Origin of the sequence: Paenibacillus naphthalenovorans (assembly GCF_001465255.1) — a bacterium.
GTDB lineage: Bacteria > Bacillota > Bacilli > Paenibacillales > NBRC-103111 > Paenibacillus_G > Paenibacillus_G naphthalenovorans.
The window spans coordinates 4,953,346-4,971,778 of record NZ_CP013652.1 but is presented as its reverse complement, the minus strand read 5'-3'; the positions used below and the strand labels follow the sequence as shown (position 1 = coordinate 4,971,778).

Sequence of the window (18,433 nt, the reverse complement as noted above, 5' to 3'; positions counted from 1 at the left end):
ACCTCATATCAGGTAAAAAAATAGACCCGCAAGCCGGCAGCTTGCGGGTCTATTCTTATTTAGAGGAAGATTCAACGACAGGGAACCATCCCGGTGTGTTTATAATCGCTTGCCAAAGCGGGTCGGGAATGACCAAACGCTGCTGATCGTCCTTTGTCAGGGTCGTCGCGATTTCGCTTTCGCGGCCCTGCTCCACTTTTTCTACCCAATCCGGTTCTACGATTAATTCACGTCCGAGTGCGACCAGAGGAACGACGCTCAAAGCCTTCGCCGCATCAGCCGCGGTATGGATCGAGCCTACCCCAATCACAGGCACCCGATCTCCTGCGCGCTCTTTGATGATTTCGATACGGGATCTTGTATCCTCTACTCCACGTCTTGGCTTTGACCAGAAATCCATCAGAGAAACGTGGAGATAGTCAAGCTCCTGATCCGCCAGAGCATCCACTAATACCAAGGTTTCCGCCATCGTAATACCAGGCGTCTCCTCTTCTTCCGGTGAAAAACGGTAGCCTACAATGAACGGCTCCTTGGCATGCAAAGCCACGGCTTTCTTGACTTCCTTCACAACGGCCAGAGGGAAGCTCAAGCGCTGCTCAACGCTGCCGCCCCAGCGGTCGGTCCGGCGGTTCGTATGCGGTGAGAAAAATTGCTGAATCAAATAACCGTTCGCTCCATGGATCTCTACGCCGTCAAATCCGGCTTCAATCGCTCTTCGCGTGGTTTCTCCAAAGGCCTTGACAATCGACTCCACTTCCGAATCCGTAAGCGGTCTGGGGGCTTTGGCGCCTTCCTGGTTCATGGCTACATCGCTTGCGCTGACGATATCGCCGTTAGGCACTAATTCCGGCGGACATGCCCGGCCGCCGTGGAAGATTTGCAATACGGCTTTGGCGCCTTGCTCTTTGATTGCAGTGGCCAGGCGGCGTAAGCTGGGGATCATCTCGTCGGTGTCCGCACCGAATTCTCCCGGAAACCCTTTGCCGTTGGCCGTTACATACGTACATGCCGTAATGACCATACCGACTCCCGAGGATCTGCGGATGTAATACTTTATTTCATCGTCCGTGACCGTACCGTCAGGATTGGAGGAGAAATTGGTCATCGGAGCAAGAACCACGCGATTTTTCAAATGAATTCCGCTTCTGAGAGTAAAGGATTCGAATAACGGCTTAAACTGTTCTTTCATCTATAGGGCCTCCTTTTTCGTCTTAAGACAAAATGCAATTGCTATTCTTTGCTGCCGGTTTGAATGCTATTCCGGCCTGCCATCGGGCGCGGATTAACAGCCATCGATTCCGCAGGCCATGCCTTCGGCAAAATCCAGCAGCCTCGGCTTCTTCGCAAGCTCTTCTTCAATAACCTTTTCGAGCGATGCTTTGGAACGGACCCCTTGAAGGATCGTTTCTCCAATCACCATCGTAGGAACGGCTGTAATTTGCGCCTCTTGAACCGCATGCTCCAAGGCCTTCCGGTGAATTTCCCGATATTTGCGGGTTTCTAAAGCCTGGCGGAATTCCTGCTCATTCAGCCCCAGCTCACCGGCCAATGAGGTCAGCACATCGATTTTACCGATATCCCGCTCCTCTTGGAAAAAGGCCTTGAACATCCGATGCGTGTAGGCATTGCCCTTCCCATGCTCCTTGGCATATTGATACCCTTCAAACGCCAAATGGGTATACGGCTGCGGCGAAACCTTGGGTAATACCATTTGCAAACCGTATTGGGCCGCCATGGGATACACAGACTGGTTCCAAACGCTGGGTAAATATTCGTCTTCCGGCCGAAGCGTAGGGTTTGGATAGGGACGGAGCTCAAAAGGCATCCATTCGATCTCTACATCCTTGCCTTTGACGGCCTCTTCCAACGGAACCTCCGCTATATAACAAAACGGACATACGTAATCGGAATAGACTTTGATTTTAAGAGTCATAGGATTCCCCCCCTTCACATCCGCATTAGAGCACTAGAGCACCAAAAAGCCATATCCTCCCCCATATTCATATTAAAAATAGGTTACTAATTTTTAATTAGTTCATGGTAAATCATATACCTTATTGAAGCCAATGTCAAACAGATGGACGGGAGACCGCGATCTCACTAAAAAAGAAAAGGCCCCGCCCATGGGCAAGAACCTCCATCTGTATGATTACGATTTTTAAGCAGCATTCTTTGGATTTGAGCCGAACAGGCTTCCCAACGAGTATAAACGGCTTCCGTTCAATGCGAGATAAATCGCCATGGCCAGAAAAGCCAAATCCAATTCATAGCCGGGCATTTGGCCATTCCCGGCAAAGCCTGCCGCCAATTTCACCAATAGGATGGCCCCTACCATAATCAGAGCAAACAATACCGATACGATACGGGTCCCGATTCCAACAATAAGCGCTATACCGCCAACCAGTTCAATGACGGCCACGGCATAAGCGGCAAATCCGGGCAGGCCGATACTTTGGAACCATCCGGCGATGTTATCGATACCGCTCTGAAACTTGATCCATCCGTGAACCAGGAAAGAAATCCCCAGTACCAATCTCAAAATAAGCGAACCCGCTTCATGTTTTGTACTCATTGATTCATACTCCCCCAAGAAATAGACGTTTCATCAAAATTGATAGCTTAAATAACTTAATGTTCCATGGTCATAGCTTCGATGAATGACCTTCGGTGTGTTTTGCGGATTTCCACTGCCCATCGCAATAAAAAACGGAACGAAATGCTCCGGTCTGGGCACAGCCTGACGGGCATACGGAGCAAGCTTTTCATAGTTGAAAAGCGACTCCAGGTCTCTTTTTTCAACCTTATCTATCAGCCAGTCATCAAACGCAATAGCCCAGGGCTCAGGAGCCGATTGCCCCCAATGAATCATCCTTAAATTATGAACGGTTACCCCGCTGCCGATCACCAGAATGTCTTCTTCTCCCAGCTCCCGAAGGCATTCGCCAATCCGGAATTGTTTGTCCGGCGGCAGATAGGGATGAACGGAAATTTGCACCACCGGAATATCGGCTTTTGGATACATGCGATATAATAAAGTCCATGAACCGTGATCCAGCCCTCTTGATGTATCCTTTTTCACCGGGATTCCCTGTTGTTGGAACCGCTCTTCGACCTTTGAGGCGATGGTTGTAGAACCTTTGGCCGGGTATTTAATCTGATACAGCGCATCGGGAAATCCGCCGAAATCGTAAATGGTGTCGTATGTGCCGTCCAGGGACGAAATGGTGAGAACCTCGCTTTCCCAATGCGCGGTAAAAATCACGATCGCCTTGGGCTGCACCTGCCGGGACAAGGTATTCAGAAAGCCGCTGTAGACCGTATCTTCTATGGCGAGCATCGGCGACCCGTGCGCTAAAAATAAAGCCGGAACCATAACTCAACCTCCCTCCTTACGTATAATTTATATAGTTACTTTATGTAAGCTAATATATATTAATAATAAATTTGTGTCAAGTAATTAATTTTTAAAGCGTAACCCCCCCTCCAAAGAAGCGGGGTTATCTGCATGATGCTAAGTGATCCAATATGACTCGCCCAATGCCATCACTTTTAACCTATCCTTATTTAACCGCAGCCGGTCCCATTCTTTAAACAGCCGTTCCAAAGCTTCCGGTCCTGTATCGTCCGCAAGCCGGTACGCCCCGTAATGCATCGGAATACACGTCTTGCCCTTCAGTTCCAGGAAGGCTTTGACCGCATCCTCCGGATTGATATGGGAAATAGACATAAACCACTCCGGTTCGTAGGCTCCGATAGGCATTAAGACAATATCCAGCTCATAACGGTCGGCTATATCCTTAAACCCTCTGAAGTAGCCGGTATCCCCTACGAAGTAAACCGATTGGTTCGTCTCCGGATGCTCTACAATCCATCCTCCCCAATGAGACGTGTTGATGTCGGACAGCGTTCTTCTTGTCCAATGCTGTGCAGGTACAAAAGAGAGGCTTACCCCGTTATGCGTAAACCGGTCCCACCAATTCGCTTCAATGACGTTACGGTACCCTCTGCGGGTAAAGGCCCGTTTCAATCCTATCGGAACATAAAATGCAGGCGATCCTTTGAGCTTCCTGATCGAGCCGAAATCCAGATGGTCGTAGTGGCCGTGGGATATTAAAACGATGTCGATTTCCGGAAGCTGTCCGATCAGAATGCCCGGCTCTGTCAATCTGCTGCCAAAGCCCATCCGCTTGGCCCATACCGGATCCGTTAAAATATTCAGTCCCTGCATTTGAATCAAAAAGGTGGAGTGCCCTATCCAGGTAATAGAAAATGAAGTCCGGTTTTCTTGTATTCTCTTTATGTCCTTATGTTCCGCCTGAGGAATGAGTGTGGATAAATCTTTTATTTTGGCTTTTCTCTCTTTGTACCATCGGACCATATCAGAAAATGTATGTGTATTTTGTACGCCGTCATAATTTTGATATCTGGTTTTTTTCATATTTCCCCTGTCTCCGTCTGTAAAGGATGTGTGACTATTCTCATTATATCGGTTCGGAACGAAAAACTTAAATGCATAAAAACAGCTTCAAAGGCAAAACATGGTTCTGTACAACGATCACAATGGAGGTTGGATTTGATGGATGGAAATATGACCAGCGGAACAAATATAGAGGGCACGGGCGGGCCTGCCGATCAAAGGTTGGGTACGAATGAGAATGAGATGACTTTAACAAACCGCCAAGGCCATCCCATAGCCGATAATCAAAACGTACGAACCGTAGGCAGCCGTGGTCCCGTAACTCTGGAGAACTACCACCTGCTTGAAAAAATATCCCATTTTGACCGCGAAAAGGTTCCGGAAAGAGTCGTTCATGCGCGCGGAGCAGGCGCCCATGGCTATTTTGAAGCCTACGGCAAGGTAGGAGATGAGCCGATCGCCAAATACACCCGCGCGAAGCTTTTTCAGGAAGCCGGGAAGCGGACGCCCGTATTCGTCAGGTTCTCCACGGTCATACATGGAAGGCATTCGCCCGAAACGCTCCGCGACCCGCGCGGTTTTGCCGTAAAGTTCTATACGGAGGATGGAAACTGGGATTTGGTCGGCAATAACCTGAAAATATTTTTCATCCGCGATCCGTTGAAGTTTCCGGATATGATACATGCCTTCCGTCCTGACCCCGTCAGCGAAATTTCAAATCCGGAAAGGATGTTTGACTTTGTCTCGAATTCGCCGGAGGCGACCCATATGATTACTTTCGTCTTCTCTCCGTGGGGGATACCTGCGAATTACAGAGAGATGCAGGGCTCCGGCGTCAACACCTACAAATGGGTCAATGCGGAAGGGCAAGCGGTTTTAATTAAATATCACTGGGAACCCAAGCTTGGCATCCGCAATCTGACCCAAAAGGAAGCCGAGGCCATCCAAGCGAAAAATTACAGTCATGCTACGCAAGACCTTTATGAAGCGATCGAGCGCGGCGATTATCCGGAATGGGAGCTGTACGTTCAAATGATGAGCGATGACGAGCATCCCGAGCTCGATTATGATCCTCTGGATCCGACCAAACTATGGGACCGTGAACAATTTCCTTTTCTGCCGGTCGGTAAAATGGTGCTCAATAAAAATCCGGAAAATTATTTTGCCGAAGTGGAGCAGGCGGCTTTCGGCACGGGCGTATTGGTCGACGGACTTGATTTCTCCGATGACAAGCTGCTTCAAGGACGCACCTTCTCCTATTCCGACACGCAGCGCTATCGGGTGGGCACCAATTATTTGCAGCTTCCTATCAATGCGCCCAAAAAGCGGGTAGCCACCAATCAGCGCGACGGTCAAATGACGTATTTCGTCGATCGGGCACCCGGACAGTCTCCGCACGTCAATTATGAGCCTTCCTCACTGGGCGGCTTGCAGGAGGTAACCAGACGGGGCAAAGAACATCAGCCTGCCTATAACGCGAAGCTGGTCCGGCAAAGAATCGAACGGGCCAATGACTTTAAACAAGCGGGAGAAACGTATCGCAAATTCGAGCCATGGGAACGCGATGAATTAATCAGCAACCTGGTCGACGCCTTGAAGGTGTGTAATCCTCAGATCCAACAAAAGATGATCGAGCATTTCACCCTTGCCGATCCCGAGTATGGCAGCCGGGTTGCGGAAGGGCTTGCGAAGGCAAAAGCCGACCCGTCTCATATGGGCTCCGACACCGCCAGAACGTCCATGGAACTGGCGGAAGAATTGGGACAACGTACGGATGGATATTGACTGTCAGGACAAAGGACACCGAAAGGTGTTCTTTTACATTTGGATTGCGATGTAAACAAACAGGCGACCGCCTCCAGTGAAGCACCGAAGTATCGATCGCCTGAATCTTTTATGATAAAAAATAATACCTATGCGAATTTTTTAATCTGATGATTCCGTGGCAAAAGCATACATATTTCCTTCAATGCTGAAAGACGCCTTCCCGGTCTCTTCAGAAACGACGATGACAAACGCATCACTTCGTTCCGTCAGCCCCAGTGCGGCCCGATGCCTGGTGCCAAGCTTCCGGTCTGTCACCAGATTCGTTAATGGGAGCACATTTGCCGCGGAGGCAATTTTATTCCCCTGCACCAGAACGGCTCCGTCATGCAAAGGCCCTCCCGGCACAAAGACAGATTCCAATAAAGAGCAGGTTAAGTTTGCATCAATGGAAACACCCGGTGTAATCAGCCGTTCAAGCGCATCCTCCCGTTGGATTACAATAAGGGCACCATGCCGCCGTTGAGAGAGATTCCGGACGGAATACGATATTTCGGAGTACTTGTCGGTATAAGAAGATATATAACATTTCAAATAAAAGGATGCGGCAAGCGATTCAATCCTGTTGATTTCTCCGCCTATTTGTCCGAACTCGTTTAAAATGCAGGTCTCTTCTTCGTCCAATCCATTTAACGTTTGCTGCATTTTGCCTATAAGGGTTTGAATTTTTTCTTTGAGCTCCAATTTCAGAGAAGAAAAATCACAGTCTTTTTCCATTATTGTCACTTATCCTTTGTTTTCTGCGGAGTTGTTATAAACCTATAATCCCCAGGTTCACCGCTGCTATACACAAAAAACGCGCATAGGTTTTTACATTTACAAGCATGATAAGAGGTATTGAAGCAGGTACATTTGCTTCTATTTCTGGGTGTATAACGAATGGAGGTTATGTTTTGAGCAAAAAAGTGCTGATTGTTTCCGGAGATGCGGTAGAAGCTCTCGAAATATTTTATCCGTATTACCGCTGCCTCGAAGAAGGATTTGATGTCACGATCGCTTCCCCTTCTGTCAAAAAGCTGCATACCGTAAGCCACGATTTTATTGACGATATGGAAACGTTCGTGGAAAAACCCGCTTACGGCATTCAATCCGATACGGCTTTTGCAGATGTGAATCCCGCGCAATATGACGGCTTGATCATTCCGGGAGGACGCGCTCCGGAATATATCCGTATGAATGAAGCGCTGCCGAAGATTGTCCGCCACTTTTTTGAGCAGGATAAACCTGTGGGCGCGATCTGCCATGCGGCGCAGATTCTTACGGTCATTCCGGATGTAATGAAAGGCCGGGAATACACTGCGTTTACAAATTGCAAGCCTGATGTGACGGTATGCGGGGCGACTTATATTGATGAAGGATTACATACGCACCGAAATCTGGTTTCAGGCCGCGCTTGGCCCGACCTGCCCGGCTTCATGCGGGAGTTTATTAAGCTGCTGAGATAAAAAACGAAAGCGGGCCATCCTTCGAGTAAAGCTTGCTTTGCAGACAGGGTGGCCTGCCGTAATGGATTCGTATGATGGGGGATTCAAACAAAGGTTTTTCCGTTTGCCCGGCAGAATTTTGGTTTGGACTGCGGCGTAAGACGTTACCTGCTCTTGATCAGCAGTTCCACGGCCTCTTGAACCAGCTTGCCGGTGTCTCTGCCGGATTCCTTTTCTTCAAGAATGCATTGTTCCAGATTGACTGCTACGATATAAGCCATCGCTTTATCCACCGCACTGCGCACCGCCGACAATTGACTGACGACATCCTTGCAATTTTTCTCTTCTTCTATCATCTTCAACACACCGCGAACCTGTCCTTCCACCCGGCGCAGGCGTCTTTTAATGTCATCATCGTAATTCATGACCGTCATCCTCCCATACCCATATAGGTTCATTATACCCGAATTGGCGGAACTCGTCTCCCGATAATTACTTGGACTCTCAACATACCTGTACCCTGGAGGAGCATATGAAGCAGAAGCTTAATTATAAGGCTGAGCATACATAATTAAATTCCAAGTTCATCATCCTATAGATAATCATTGATTTTTTACCTTGGGAGTGGTGAAATGTTTTTCAAAAAATGGCTTCAAAACAATAAGCATAAGCAGCAACCGGCAACCCCCCAAAGTATGGACGACTTATTAACCCTGCTTAAACGATCAAGCGATTTCAGACAATTTTCTCTGACGAACGAAAAAGGATATTTGATTATCTCTTATTACCGAACTCTTGTTGATCATCAAAAACTGCAGGAACGTGTGTTGAAAGCGTTCCGGGAGCTGGCTTTGCAGCAAAGCGATATTCACCGGATTGACGATATCACGAATATCATTCCTATTGAAGATATTGTGATTACAGAGGATACAGAGATGATCGAGTCCAAGCTTCTTCAGGGATACGGGATGCTGCAGCTCAAAGCATCTGACCGCAGATGCGCCATGATCCAATTATTTCATGAAAATACCGGGCTTCGTGATCAGAACGAAGCTGAAAATGAATTCAGTGTCGTAGGGCCCAAGATCGGCTTTGTCGAAAATATTGAGATTAATATTCATTTATTAAGACAGCACATCAATTCATCCCAACTCATCATCAAAGAAATGAATATCGGATCGATGTCCCATACGAAAGTGATCATCATTTATATTGAAGGCGTGACGAATGAACACCATGTGCAAACGATGACCGAACGACTGCAAAATATTGATTATGATGTTGTTTTTGATTCCTCCCAGCTTCATCAAATTATATCCGACAATAGCTTGACGCCCTTTCCGCTGGCTTTGACCACGGAACGTGTCGACAGAGCGGTCTGGTCACTCATTACCGGACAGGTGGCTGTGCTCAGCAACGGATCGCCATATGCCATCACGGCCCCTGCCACACTGCTGGATTTTTTTATCTCACCTGAAGATTACTATTTACCTTGGTTACTTGCTTCTTTTTTTCGCGTAATACGTATTTTCGGGGCTTTGTTCTCCATCTTTGCCAGCTCCATCTATATCGCCGTTCTAACCTACCATTATGAAATGATTCCAAGGGTTTTGCTGGGTCCCCTTAACTTTTCGCGTCATAACGTTCCTTTTCCGCCTGTGTTAGAGGTCTTCTTTTTGGAAATTACGATTGAGCTTTTACGTGAAGCCGGAGCCCGGTTACCTGCAAAAGTAGGATAAACACTCGGTATCGTAGGCGGTATCGTTATAGGGCAGGCCTCCGTCGAGGCTGCCCTGACAAGCAATGTACTGCTGATTATCGTGGCTTTATCCGCCCTGGCTTCCTTTACTACGCCTATTTTTAAAATGTCGAACACCATACGCTTTCTGCGTTTTCCCTTAATTATATTTGCTTCGATATGGGGCGGATTAGGGATCGCGATAGGAATCAGTTTTTTGCTCGTCCATCTCTCACGGTTGGAATCATTAGGCTCACCCTATACTGTTCCTTTATATCCCTTCCGGCCAACCGATTTCAAAGACAGCATCATCCGCTCTTCTTTAATGGTGATTGCCAAAAGACCGGCCCATTTACGAACGCGGTCCATTTGGAGATATCATCCAAGCCGCGAACAACAAAATAAAAATGAGTTTGATGAATAACCGGAGTGGTTCCCTATGATAAAAATAAACCCTTATTTTCTCTTGATGATGAGCTGCATGATTTTTCTAACCGGGTGCACCAGTCAAAGGATCGTCGATAAAATTCAGGTTATACAAGGGATCGGATACGATGTAGTTGATGACAAAATTAAAGGGACCGTGATCTATCCTATTTTCGAGGAAAAGGGCAAGAGCCGGCTCAAGATATATGAGACCGAATCGAATTCGTATCATGATATCCTCCCCAGGCTAAATTCAAAATCTGCGTTTCCGATCGAAATAGGCCAATTACGCATGATTTTGTTTGGAAGCACGTTTGCGAAGCGAGGAATCGATAAAGTGCTATATAGCTACAGCCGGGATCCCGTAGCAGGCAGCCGGATACAAATCGGCGTTGCAGAACACCTTGCCGATGACTTTTTATTAAGGAGTAAAGAAGAGAATGTTCCTTTCCATCTAAGCAATAAAATAGTCCACAATATACAAAAAGGAAATTTGCCCGCAACCAACCTTCACGTCTTTTTGGCCAGATTATATGCGGAAGGAATGGATCCTTATTTACCCTATTTCATCATGGAGAAGAATCAAATCAAAATCGACGGGCTGGCTCTATTCAGGAAAGGAAAATTTATCCGGCCTATCAGTTTAAGGCAGTCCTTTATCTTAAAAACGTTATTGGATGGTGCCAAAAACGCGAGCTATCAAATCGACATTAAGAATAAAGGGGTGATGCAGTTGAAAAATTTGAGTGCAAAAGTTCATTTTACGATTGTGCAGACCGATCCCATACCGAAAATAGCCATTGATTTAACCATGGACACCGAAATCAAGGATGTTCCCCCGGGAACGCTTCTAACCGGAACCAAAAATCTTCGGGATCTGGAAAAGCTCATAGGCAAACATTTTAACGATGACATCCGGAATTTAATTTCACTGTTCCAAAAGCATAGGACGGATCCGCTCGGGCTTGGAGATTTAGTCCGGACAAAATCGCGAAATTGGGATTACAAAAGATTTCAGGATGAGATTTATCCTCAACTGAAAACGGAAGTGAATACGAAGGTGAATATTATTCAAACGGGTGCGGGGGAATAAGGTGAAACCATTCATTGACAAACGGTTTGTAGTATCTCCTTTTTTCGTCTTTTTTCTGATTTATTCGAGCCAGGTTGATGTAGGGATGCTTACGTTTCAACGAACCATAGCGAAGAGTGCCGGTTACGATGCCTGGATGTCCGTCATCATCTGCGGATTAAGCATTCAAGCCGTCATTTGGATGATGTATCGCATTCTCGGAACCGGTAATCGCGATGTCATTCATATCAACTCATTTTGCTTTGGCCAATGGATCGGGGGAATGTTTAATCTCTGTATCATGCTGTACTATCTTTTTGCGGCATTTGTTGTATTCCGCTCGTACATTGAAGTGATCCAGGTTTGGATGTTTCCCCTGATGAGTACATGGCAAATCAGCATTATTATTCTGCTGCTCATCTATTACATCGTTTCAAGCGGATTCCGCGTGATTACCGGGTTATGTTTTTGGGGTGCCGTACTGCCTTTCCTTTTTCTGTTTCCACTCATATTTTCTCCTTTGGAATTTGCGCATTTTAACAACCTGCTCCCCTTATTCCATCACTCGGCGAAAGAAATATTCGAATCTTCCAAGTCCATGCTGTTTCAGTTTCAGGGCTTTGAAACCTTATTTATGTTCTACCCCTTTATAAAAAATGCCGAAAAATCGCAAAAATGGGCCCATTACGGAACTTTATTCAGCATATTGCTGTACCTTTTGGTGACCATTGTTACCTTTGTTTACTTTAGTGAGGGACAGCTGAAGCATACCTTATGGCCGACATTAACCCTGCTCAAGATTGCGCAAGTGCCCATCATCGAAAGATTTGAATATATTGTAGTCTCCTTATGGCTTCTGGTCGTATTGCCCACCATTACCCTCCATTTATGGTCGGCCTGCCGCGGTGTGAGAAAAATGGTGCAGTGCAAGCAGCGTATCCTGCTGTTGATTTTTTTAGTGGGTTTCGGCTTGTTAACCAATATAATAGAGGACCGCAATCTCATTAGACGATTTACCGCCGTGTACAGCGAAATCGGGTTTTATTTTATCTATGTATATATCCCGCTGCTCTTTGTTGCCGTCCACATTAGACAAAAATGGATAAAGCCGGGGACGGTCACTGACGAGGCGCCCAAAGCATAATAGAGACACCCGCGATGCAAACGATGGCTCCGATCCAGTCGTAGAGGTCAGGGGTCTTCTTGTCTATCCACCATCCCCAGACAACGGCAAGCACGACAAACACCCCGCCATAAGCGGCATAAACCCGGCCGAAGCTCGGAAAGCTCTGCAGCGTGGGAATGATGCCATACGCAATAAGCACGATGCTCCCCACGATGCCATACCAAAGCGGCTTGGACTCCCTCAGCCACAGCCATACCAGATAGCCTCCGCCAATTTCGGCCAATCCGGCAAGAACGAACAGCATGATCGCGCTAATCAACAGATAACACTCCTATCCTAAGGAACTCTTTAGAGAGGCAGCCTGAGCGGGTTGATCTTTGATCAAATTATACTAACAATATAACGGACAAGATGGAAGGAATACAAATACATGAAAAAATCCCGCTCCACTTCAACGTGGAACGGGATTGGTTTCATGCCTGCCGCAAGCCTGCCTCTTCATCTACCGGAACGACAGCATCATGCAAATGCTTCTCCAGCTCTTCCGTATATTGCTTTTGCAGTTCCTCGCTCCAGCCCAGCTTTTCAGCCATATAGGCTATAACCGAAGCTTTATGCCGCTTTACCCAGGCGATATCAAACAATAATGCGCCGGTACGTCTGATAAAGAAGTCTACAGGCTTGACCGCCATTTCCTCTTCAATCGCGTACTCCAGCATCGTGAACACATCCAACGGCAGCCGATATGCCGCAGCTTGTTTAGCATGCTGTGCAGCCAGTGTATACAACCGGTCGATATTCGAGCCGTATCTGCGGACCAGCCGCTCCGATTGCTCCAGCGTAAAGCCGACAACCAATCCCTCTCTGGCCTTCCTTTGGCAATACGCCGCAAAACGGTCCGACCCTCCGACTTGCCCTCCCGAAATCGGCATGTTTTTGGTACTGCTGGAGGGGAAAGATGCGCCGTGCTCTTGTTTGAACAAATCAACGACCAGATCGACAACCATCTCCGCCATTTTCCGGTATCCCGTTAATTTACCGCCCGCGATGGTAATTAAACCGGATGGGGATTGCCACACTTCGTCTTTCCGGGATATTTCCGATGCGCTTTTCCCTTCCTCATAGATCAAGGGGCGAAGGCCGGTCCAGCTGGATTCAATATCCTTGACCGTGATATTCACGGAAGGAAACATATAATTGATCGCGTCTATGACATATTGGCGATCTGCCGAAGTCATCCGCGGGTGCTCCATATCCCCTTGATATACCGTATCCGTCGTTCCAACGTAGGTTTTGCCGTCACGGGGGATCGCAAAGATCATTCGGCCGTCCGGGGTGTCGAAATATATGGCCTGCCGGAGCGGGAAGCGGCGCTGGTCTATGACCAGGTGGATCCCTTTGGTTAACTGGAGACGCTTCTTATCTTTGGATCTATCCTTCTCCCGGAGGGTATCCACCCATGGTCCGGCGGCATTGACGATCTTTTTGGCGTAGATCTCGATAATTCCGCCCCCGATGCGATCCTTCACTTGAACACCGGATACTTTGCCTTCGGTATAGAGGAAGCCTACGACCTCCGCATAATTGACTGCCGAGGCCCCCCGGTGAACCGCTTCTTTCAGCACCTCTATCGTCAGTCTTGCATCATCCGTCCGATACTCCACGTAAACCCCGCTGCCTTTTAGCCCCTCCCGCTTCACCAAGGGCTCTCTTTGCGCGGTTTCTTCGGCGTTTAACATGGTGCGGCGCTCGCTTCTTTTTACGCCGGCCAGGTAATCATATACTCTTAACCCGAGTGAAGTGCTGAATTTACCGAAGGTGCCCCCCTGATGCAGCGGCAGCATCATCCATTCCGGGGTTGTCACATGAGGCCCGTTCTCATATACGACAGCCCGCTCTTTACCGACTTCCGCCACCATCTTGACTTCCAGCTGTTTGAGGTAGCGCAGTCCCCCGTGAACAAGCTTCGTCGACCGGCTCGAAGTGCCGGCGGCATAATCCTGCATTTCGACAAGCACGGTCTTCATCCCGCGGGCGACCGCATCCAAAGCAATGCCAGACCCCGTAATGCCTCCGCCGATAACCAGCAGGTCAAAGGTCTGATGAGCTAATTTTTGAAACAGCGCTTCTCTTTGCACGCCAGAAAACGAATTTTCCATGGCCGTTATCTCCTCTATTGAATCGATCCGTATGGTTAAATCGAAATCAGATCTTTCACATCAAAATTAATGATCAAATCGTAATCGTCTTTCACATACTCATGCTTAATTCTTGCCGTTTTTTGTTCCATGTCATAATACCAGCCCGCCGCGCTCGCTTCCCATTCCGCCGGTTCCAAAAACATGGGGAGTTTGGTATCCGCGAGCTTCACTTGAACCGGAGCGACTTCTTTACAGATGACGTCGACGACGACCGTTTTGAGCGGCGTCTCATAACGCCCTTCTTTCACAAAGGAGATTTTCGTTTCTTTGCCGTTCCGGATGCTGATGGTTGTTTTCAGATAATCGCCTTTTTGATAGTTGTTCGTCTTTCCGTCATCCTCATAATACACAAAGCTGGATTCCTCGGACGGTTCGATCAGCAGCCGAAGCTCTTCGATCACGTCCTTATGAATATTACGGAGTCCGGGCGCCATCGGGATAATCGCTCCGCTGCGGATGAACATCGGAATCGAGCCCAAAGTAACCTTCTGTTCAATCGTCTGTCCTCCGCGGTACCATTCTTTGGTGTACCAGTCAAACCAATCCGTTCCTTCCGGCAAGTAAACGCTTCTGGTTTCCGCCCCCTTTTCCAGCACATTGGCCACCAGGAGGAAGCTGCCGAGCATAAAGTCGAAGCTTTCCTCCAGCACCTTCGCATCCTGCTGAAATTCATAGACCAAAGGACGCATCACCGGAGATCCCACTGTAGAAGCTTCAAACAACAGCGAATAAAAGTAAGGCACCAGTTGATATCTAAGCTGAATCGCATCCCGGATATACTGGGTGTAGCCCGGATACATCCAAGGCTCCGTTACGGTATTATCCGTGTTACAGGAGTGGATGGAGAACCGCGGCTGGAATATTCCGTTCTGCACCCATCTGACGAACAATTCCGGCTCCGGGGCGGGTCCGTAAAAGCCGCCGATATCGCAGCCTTGGTTCGCGACACCGGAAAGGCCCATTCCAAGAATGACCGGGATATTGAACTTCAGGCTTTTCCAGCTCGTATGGTTGTCTCCAGCCCAGGTTTGGGCATAACGCTGTATCCCCGCAAAGCCGGCTCTATTCACGATATAAGGCCTTACGTCGGGATCGACCTCGGCTATGGCCTGCTTGGCCATCAATGCCATCAGGTTTGGCATAATCGGCCGTAATGCGCCGATTTCTTTACCGGAGCCCTCAAAATGACATTGCGCATCCAAATTATTTATTTCGTATTCGTTATTATCGTTCCAGATCGAAGTGATTCCCAAGGAAATATAAGCGTCCTTCAGATGCTTCTTCCAAAGCTCCCTGCCTTTCGGATTCGTAAAGTCAACGAATGAGGCCGCTCCTCCCCAGTATCGGTCGATCTCGGGCCGCTCCCCCTGCTCGTCTTTGATATAGGCCCCGGCTTCGGCAAATTCGGCATACAGAGGATGGGTTTTCAGCATGCCCGGCTTGATGTTAGGCGCTAGGGAAGCGCCTTTGCGCTCCATTTGCTCCACAAAGCCCTTCGGATCTTGGAACCTGTCGCGGTTCCAGTTGAATACATACCGCTTCCCGTCTTGTCCGGTTGTATATCCGGAAGACAAGAAGAAACCGTCGCAGGGAATGCCCTCCTGCTCGCATTTTTCCAAAAATTTCAGAATGGCCTTATCCGAATCCTTTTCCAGCTCCGTATAATACATCGTGGAGCCCATATACCCGAGTGAATATTTGGCAGGCAGCATCGTCTTTCCCGTCAAGTCGGTATAATTCCGGATGACATCCTTGATTTGAGGACCCAGGATGAAGAAGACATCCAGTTCTCCCCCGTCCGCACAGAAATAGGAGTACTTGTTCCAATAGCCGCTGCGTTCACATCCCATATCAAACACTGAATCATGGGAGTTGTGATAGAACAAGCCTGAAGCGATTTTGCTTTTCCCGTTTAATTTAATGTAAAACGGAATATGCTTGTATAAAGGGTCCGTCAGTTCTGAATCGTAACCGAGCGTATCCACATTGTGCATCCGCATTCTGCGTTTCGTTTTGTTTAGATATCCCGATTTTTCCCCAAAGCCATAGAAATAATCGTCATCATCCATGCACGAATAATGATAAAGTCTGCCCAGGCTGTCCTTGACATAGGATTTTTCTTTCAAATCGGAATGCAGTACCTGACCGTTCGGATCAGTGATCTCAATGGCGAATGGTTCTTTGTACACACGAACCTTTAAATTGGACGTCGACAAAAGCAAATGCGTGCCTAAGTCTTCATAAGGGATAGGAAGGGCCGCTACCCGGGTTCTTTCTTCCAGCAGGTCATCCATTTTATCTTCCCACGCGGTCATGGCCAGCGCATACGAAGCTTCCTCCGCAAACTGCTCGTCAAACGTACAGCGGATTCTCACGATCTCATCGTTTATAAGCATGATTCTGTACTTGGCCGCATTGGTCTCCAGCTCCAACACATTGGCGCCGGAGGCGATATTTACAATTTTATGGCTTATTTTCATGACAACATCTGCCTTTCTTCCTGATGATAATAAACATAAACCCGATCATAGCTCCCCATTTGAAAACAATATTCATCAATCATAAGCAAGACCTTGAATGTATTCAGTAAGTTAAAATCCCTTTGCAGCAGGATTCTTACTTCTATGATATCATTTATAATTTACATTGCTTTACCATTATTGCTGTATATTTTACCGATCTTGTCTGATTTCAGACGGCTTATGACAATTTAAAAGCTCTGGCCGCATGAACCGCTTTCTTCCATCCGCCGTACAGCTTCTCTCTTTCAGCTTCCTTCATCGTCGAGCGGAACGTACGGTCCACACTCCATTGCGCGTTAATCTCTGACTGGTCTTTCCAGTACCCGATTGCAAGGCCCGCTAAATAAGCAGCGCCTAAGGCTGTCGTCTCGCTGACGACCGGACGGTCTACCGGCACACCCAGCATGTCGCTTTGAAACTGCATCAGAAAATTATTTTTGACCGCCCCGCCGTCGACGCGCAATGCTTTTAACGAAAGGCCCGAGTCGCCCTCCATGGCTGTTAGCACATCCTTGGTTTGATACGCGAGGGATTCCAAAGTGGCGCGAATGAAATGTTCCTTGGTTGTTCCCCGGGTCAGCCCAAAGACGGCCCCTCGTACGTCGCTATCCCAGTAGGGCGTGCCTAATCCGACAAAAGCCGGTACCACGTACACCCCATCGGTCGACCCAGCAGCCACGGCGAACTCTTCGCTCTCCTTTGCGTCAGCGATCATACGAAGTCCGTCCCTTAGCCACTGAATGGCCGACCCCGCTACGAAGATACTGCCTTCCAAAGCGTATTGAACTTTTCCGCCAATCCCCCAAGCGATTGTTGTCAGCAGGCCATGCCTGGAGGTCACCGCTTTTTCACCGGTATTCATCAGCATAAAGCAGCCCGTACCGTAGGTGTTTTTCGCCATTCCCTCTTCAAAGCAGGCCTGCCCGAAAAGCGCCGCCTGCTGATCCCCTGCAGCCCCGGCAATCGGGATGGACTGTCCCTTAAACAGATCATCCGCAGTATAACCGTAGATGCAAGAGGACGGTCTGACTTCCGGCAGCATGGCGCGAGGAATCCGAAGCAGGCTGAGCAGTTCGTCATCCCAGGCTAACTTATGGATATTGTAAAGCATCGTTCGGGAAGCGTTTGAATAATCCGTGACATGCACACTTCCCCCCGTGAGCTTCCAAATCAGCCAGGAATCCACCGTGCCAAACAGAAGCTCTCCTTTTTCCGCTCTTTGTCTTGCGTCTTGCGTCCGATTCAAGATCCATGCCAGCTTCGTGCCCGAGAAATACGGATCGATCAGCAGCCCCGTTTTACTCCGGACCATTTCTTCCAGTCCCTCAGCATGCAGCTGCTCGCAAATATCCGCCGTTTGCCGGGACTGCCAAACAATGGCGCGATAAACCGGCTTGCCCGTATGCTTGTCCCATACCACCGTTGTTTCGCGTTGATTCGTGATGCCGATGGCTGAAATCTGACTCGGCCGGATTCCGGATTGGGCTAAACATGTCGCTATCACCGATCGGACCGATTCCCAGATTTCCTCCGCATCCTGCTCCACCCACCCCGGTTGGGGATAAAACTGTGTAATTTCCTGCTGGGCTGAATGAATGATTTCACTTTTGCCGTTGAATAATATCGCTCTTGAACTCGTAGTACCTTGATCCAAAGATAGAATATATGTTTCCATAAGGATTC

At 48.2% G+C, this 18,433-nt stretch carries 15 protein-coding genes and 1 pseudogene; 5 read left to right on the top strand and 11 right to left on the bottom strand.

Annotated features, from left to right (window positions below; all coding sequences use genetic code 11):
* Window positions 1-55: 55 nt before the first annotated feature.
* From IJ22_RS24460 to IJ22_RS24440, 5 genes are all read right to left on the bottom strand, one after another.
* Complete coding sequence (locus IJ22_RS24460) at window positions 56-1,189, bottom strand: NADH-dependent flavin oxidoreductase (protein ID WP_062410649.1); 1,134 nt, start codon at window positions 1,187-1,189, stop codon at window positions 56-58.
* 93 nt (window positions 1,190-1,282) lie between these two features.
* The gene (locus IJ22_RS24455) at window positions 1,283-1,933 is read right to left on the bottom strand and encodes a DsbA family oxidoreductase (protein ID WP_054817383.1); all 651 of its coding nucleotides are present in this window, start codon (window positions 1,931-1,933) and stop codon (window positions 1,283-1,285) included.
* A gap of 225 nt (window positions 1,934-2,158) precedes the next feature.
* Complete coding sequence (locus tag IJ22_RS24450; RefSeq protein ID WP_054817382.1) at window positions 2,159-2,572, bottom strand: DoxX family protein; 414 nt, start codon at window positions 2,570-2,572, stop codon at window positions 2,159-2,161.
* Window positions 2,573-2,605: 33 nt separating this feature from the next.
* Window positions 2,606-3,373 (bottom strand): DODA-type extradiol aromatic ring-opening family dioxygenase, encoded by a 768-nt coding sequence (locus tag IJ22_RS24445; RefSeq protein ID WP_062410648.1) that lies wholly within the window; start codon window positions 3,371-3,373, stop codon window positions 2,606-2,608.
* A 138-nt stretch (window positions 3,374-3,511) separates the two neighbouring features.
* Window positions 3,512-4,438, bottom strand: a complete 927-nt coding sequence (locus tag IJ22_RS24440) for an MBL fold metallo-hydrolase (protein ID WP_062410647.1) — start codon at window positions 4,436-4,438, stop codon at window positions 3,512-3,514.
* Window positions 4,439-4,588: 150 nt separating this feature from the next.
* Between IJ22_RS24440 and IJ22_RS24435 the strand changes: the two genes are divergently transcribed.
* Window positions 4,589-6,202: a catalase gene (locus tag IJ22_RS24435; protein ID WP_235594379.1), complete on the top strand. Its 1,614-nt coding sequence runs from the start codon at window positions 4,589-4,591 to the stop codon at window positions 6,200-6,202.
* A 141-nt stretch (window positions 6,203-6,343) separates the two neighbouring features.
* Here the strand turns inward: IJ22_RS24435 and cdaS are convergent, their stop codons facing one another.
* Window positions 6,344-6,958, bottom strand: coding sequence for a sporulation-specific diadenylate cyclase CdaS (cdaS, locus tag IJ22_RS24430; protein WP_062410645.1), 615 nt, complete (start codon window positions 6,956-6,958; stop codon window positions 6,344-6,346).
* 176 nt (window positions 6,959-7,134) lie between these two features.
* Here cdaS and IJ22_RS24425 point away from each other — a divergent pair, with 176 nt between their 5' ends.
* On the top strand, window positions 7,135-7,686 hold the full coding sequence (locus IJ22_RS24425; RefSeq protein WP_062410644.1) for a DJ-1/PfpI family protein: 552 nt from the start codon (window positions 7,135-7,137) through the stop codon (window positions 7,684-7,686).
* Window positions 7,687-7,829: 143 nt separating this feature from the next.
* Here the strand turns inward: IJ22_RS24425 and IJ22_RS24420 are convergent, their stop codons facing one another.
* The gene (locus tag IJ22_RS24420; RefSeq protein WP_054817380.1) at window positions 7,830-8,090 is read right to left on the bottom strand and encodes a metal-sensitive transcriptional regulator; all 261 of its coding nucleotides are present in this window, start codon (window positions 8,088-8,090) and stop codon (window positions 7,830-7,832) included.
* Window positions 8,091-8,297: 207 nt separating this feature from the next.
* Here IJ22_RS24420 and IJ22_RS24415 point away from each other — a divergent pair.
* From IJ22_RS24415 to IJ22_RS24405, 3 genes and pseudogenes are all read left to right on the top strand, one after another.
* Window positions 8,298-9,827, top strand: a pseudogene (locus IJ22_RS24415) (spore germination protein).
* Window positions 9,828-9,842: 15 nt separating this feature from the next.
* Window positions 9,843-10,922, top strand: a complete 1,080-nt coding sequence (locus IJ22_RS24410; RefSeq protein ID WP_054817379.1) for a Ger(x)C family spore germination protein — start codon at window positions 9,843-9,845, stop codon at window positions 10,920-10,922.
* Window position 10,923: 1 nt separating this feature from the next.
* The gene (locus tag IJ22_RS24405; RefSeq protein ID WP_062410643.1) at window positions 10,924-12,045 is read left to right on the top strand and encodes a GerAB/ArcD/ProY family transporter; all 1,122 of its coding nucleotides are present in this window, start codon (window positions 10,924-10,926) and stop codon (window positions 12,043-12,045) included.
* Here IJ22_RS24405 and IJ22_RS24400 read toward each other — a convergent pair.
* From IJ22_RS24400 to glpK, 4 genes are all read right to left on the bottom strand, one after another.
* On the bottom strand, window positions 12,020-12,331 hold the full coding sequence (locus IJ22_RS24400; RefSeq protein WP_373864985.1) for a YnfA family protein: 312 nt from the start codon (window positions 12,329-12,331) through the stop codon (window positions 12,020-12,022). The two genes, IJ22_RS24405 and IJ22_RS24400, sit on opposite strands and share 26 nt — an antisense overlap.
* A 169-nt stretch (window positions 12,332-12,500) precedes the next feature.
* Window positions 12,501-14,186, bottom strand: a complete 1,686-nt coding sequence (locus IJ22_RS24395) for a glycerol-3-phosphate dehydrogenase/oxidase (RefSeq protein WP_062410642.1) — start codon at window positions 14,184-14,186, stop codon at window positions 12,501-12,503.
* Window positions 14,187-14,221: 35 nt separating this feature from the next.
* Window positions 14,222-16,708, bottom strand: coding sequence for a glycoside hydrolase family 31 protein (locus IJ22_RS24390; RefSeq protein WP_054817377.1), 2,487 nt, complete (start codon window positions 16,706-16,708; stop codon window positions 14,222-14,224).
* A gap of 220 nt (window positions 16,709-16,928) precedes the next feature.
* A complete protein-coding gene (glpK, locus tag IJ22_RS24385; protein ID WP_062410641.1) occupies window positions 16,929-18,425 on the bottom strand; it encodes a glycerol kinase GlpK in 1,497 nt (498 codons plus the stop codon).
* Window positions 18,426-18,433 lie beyond the last annotated feature (8 nt).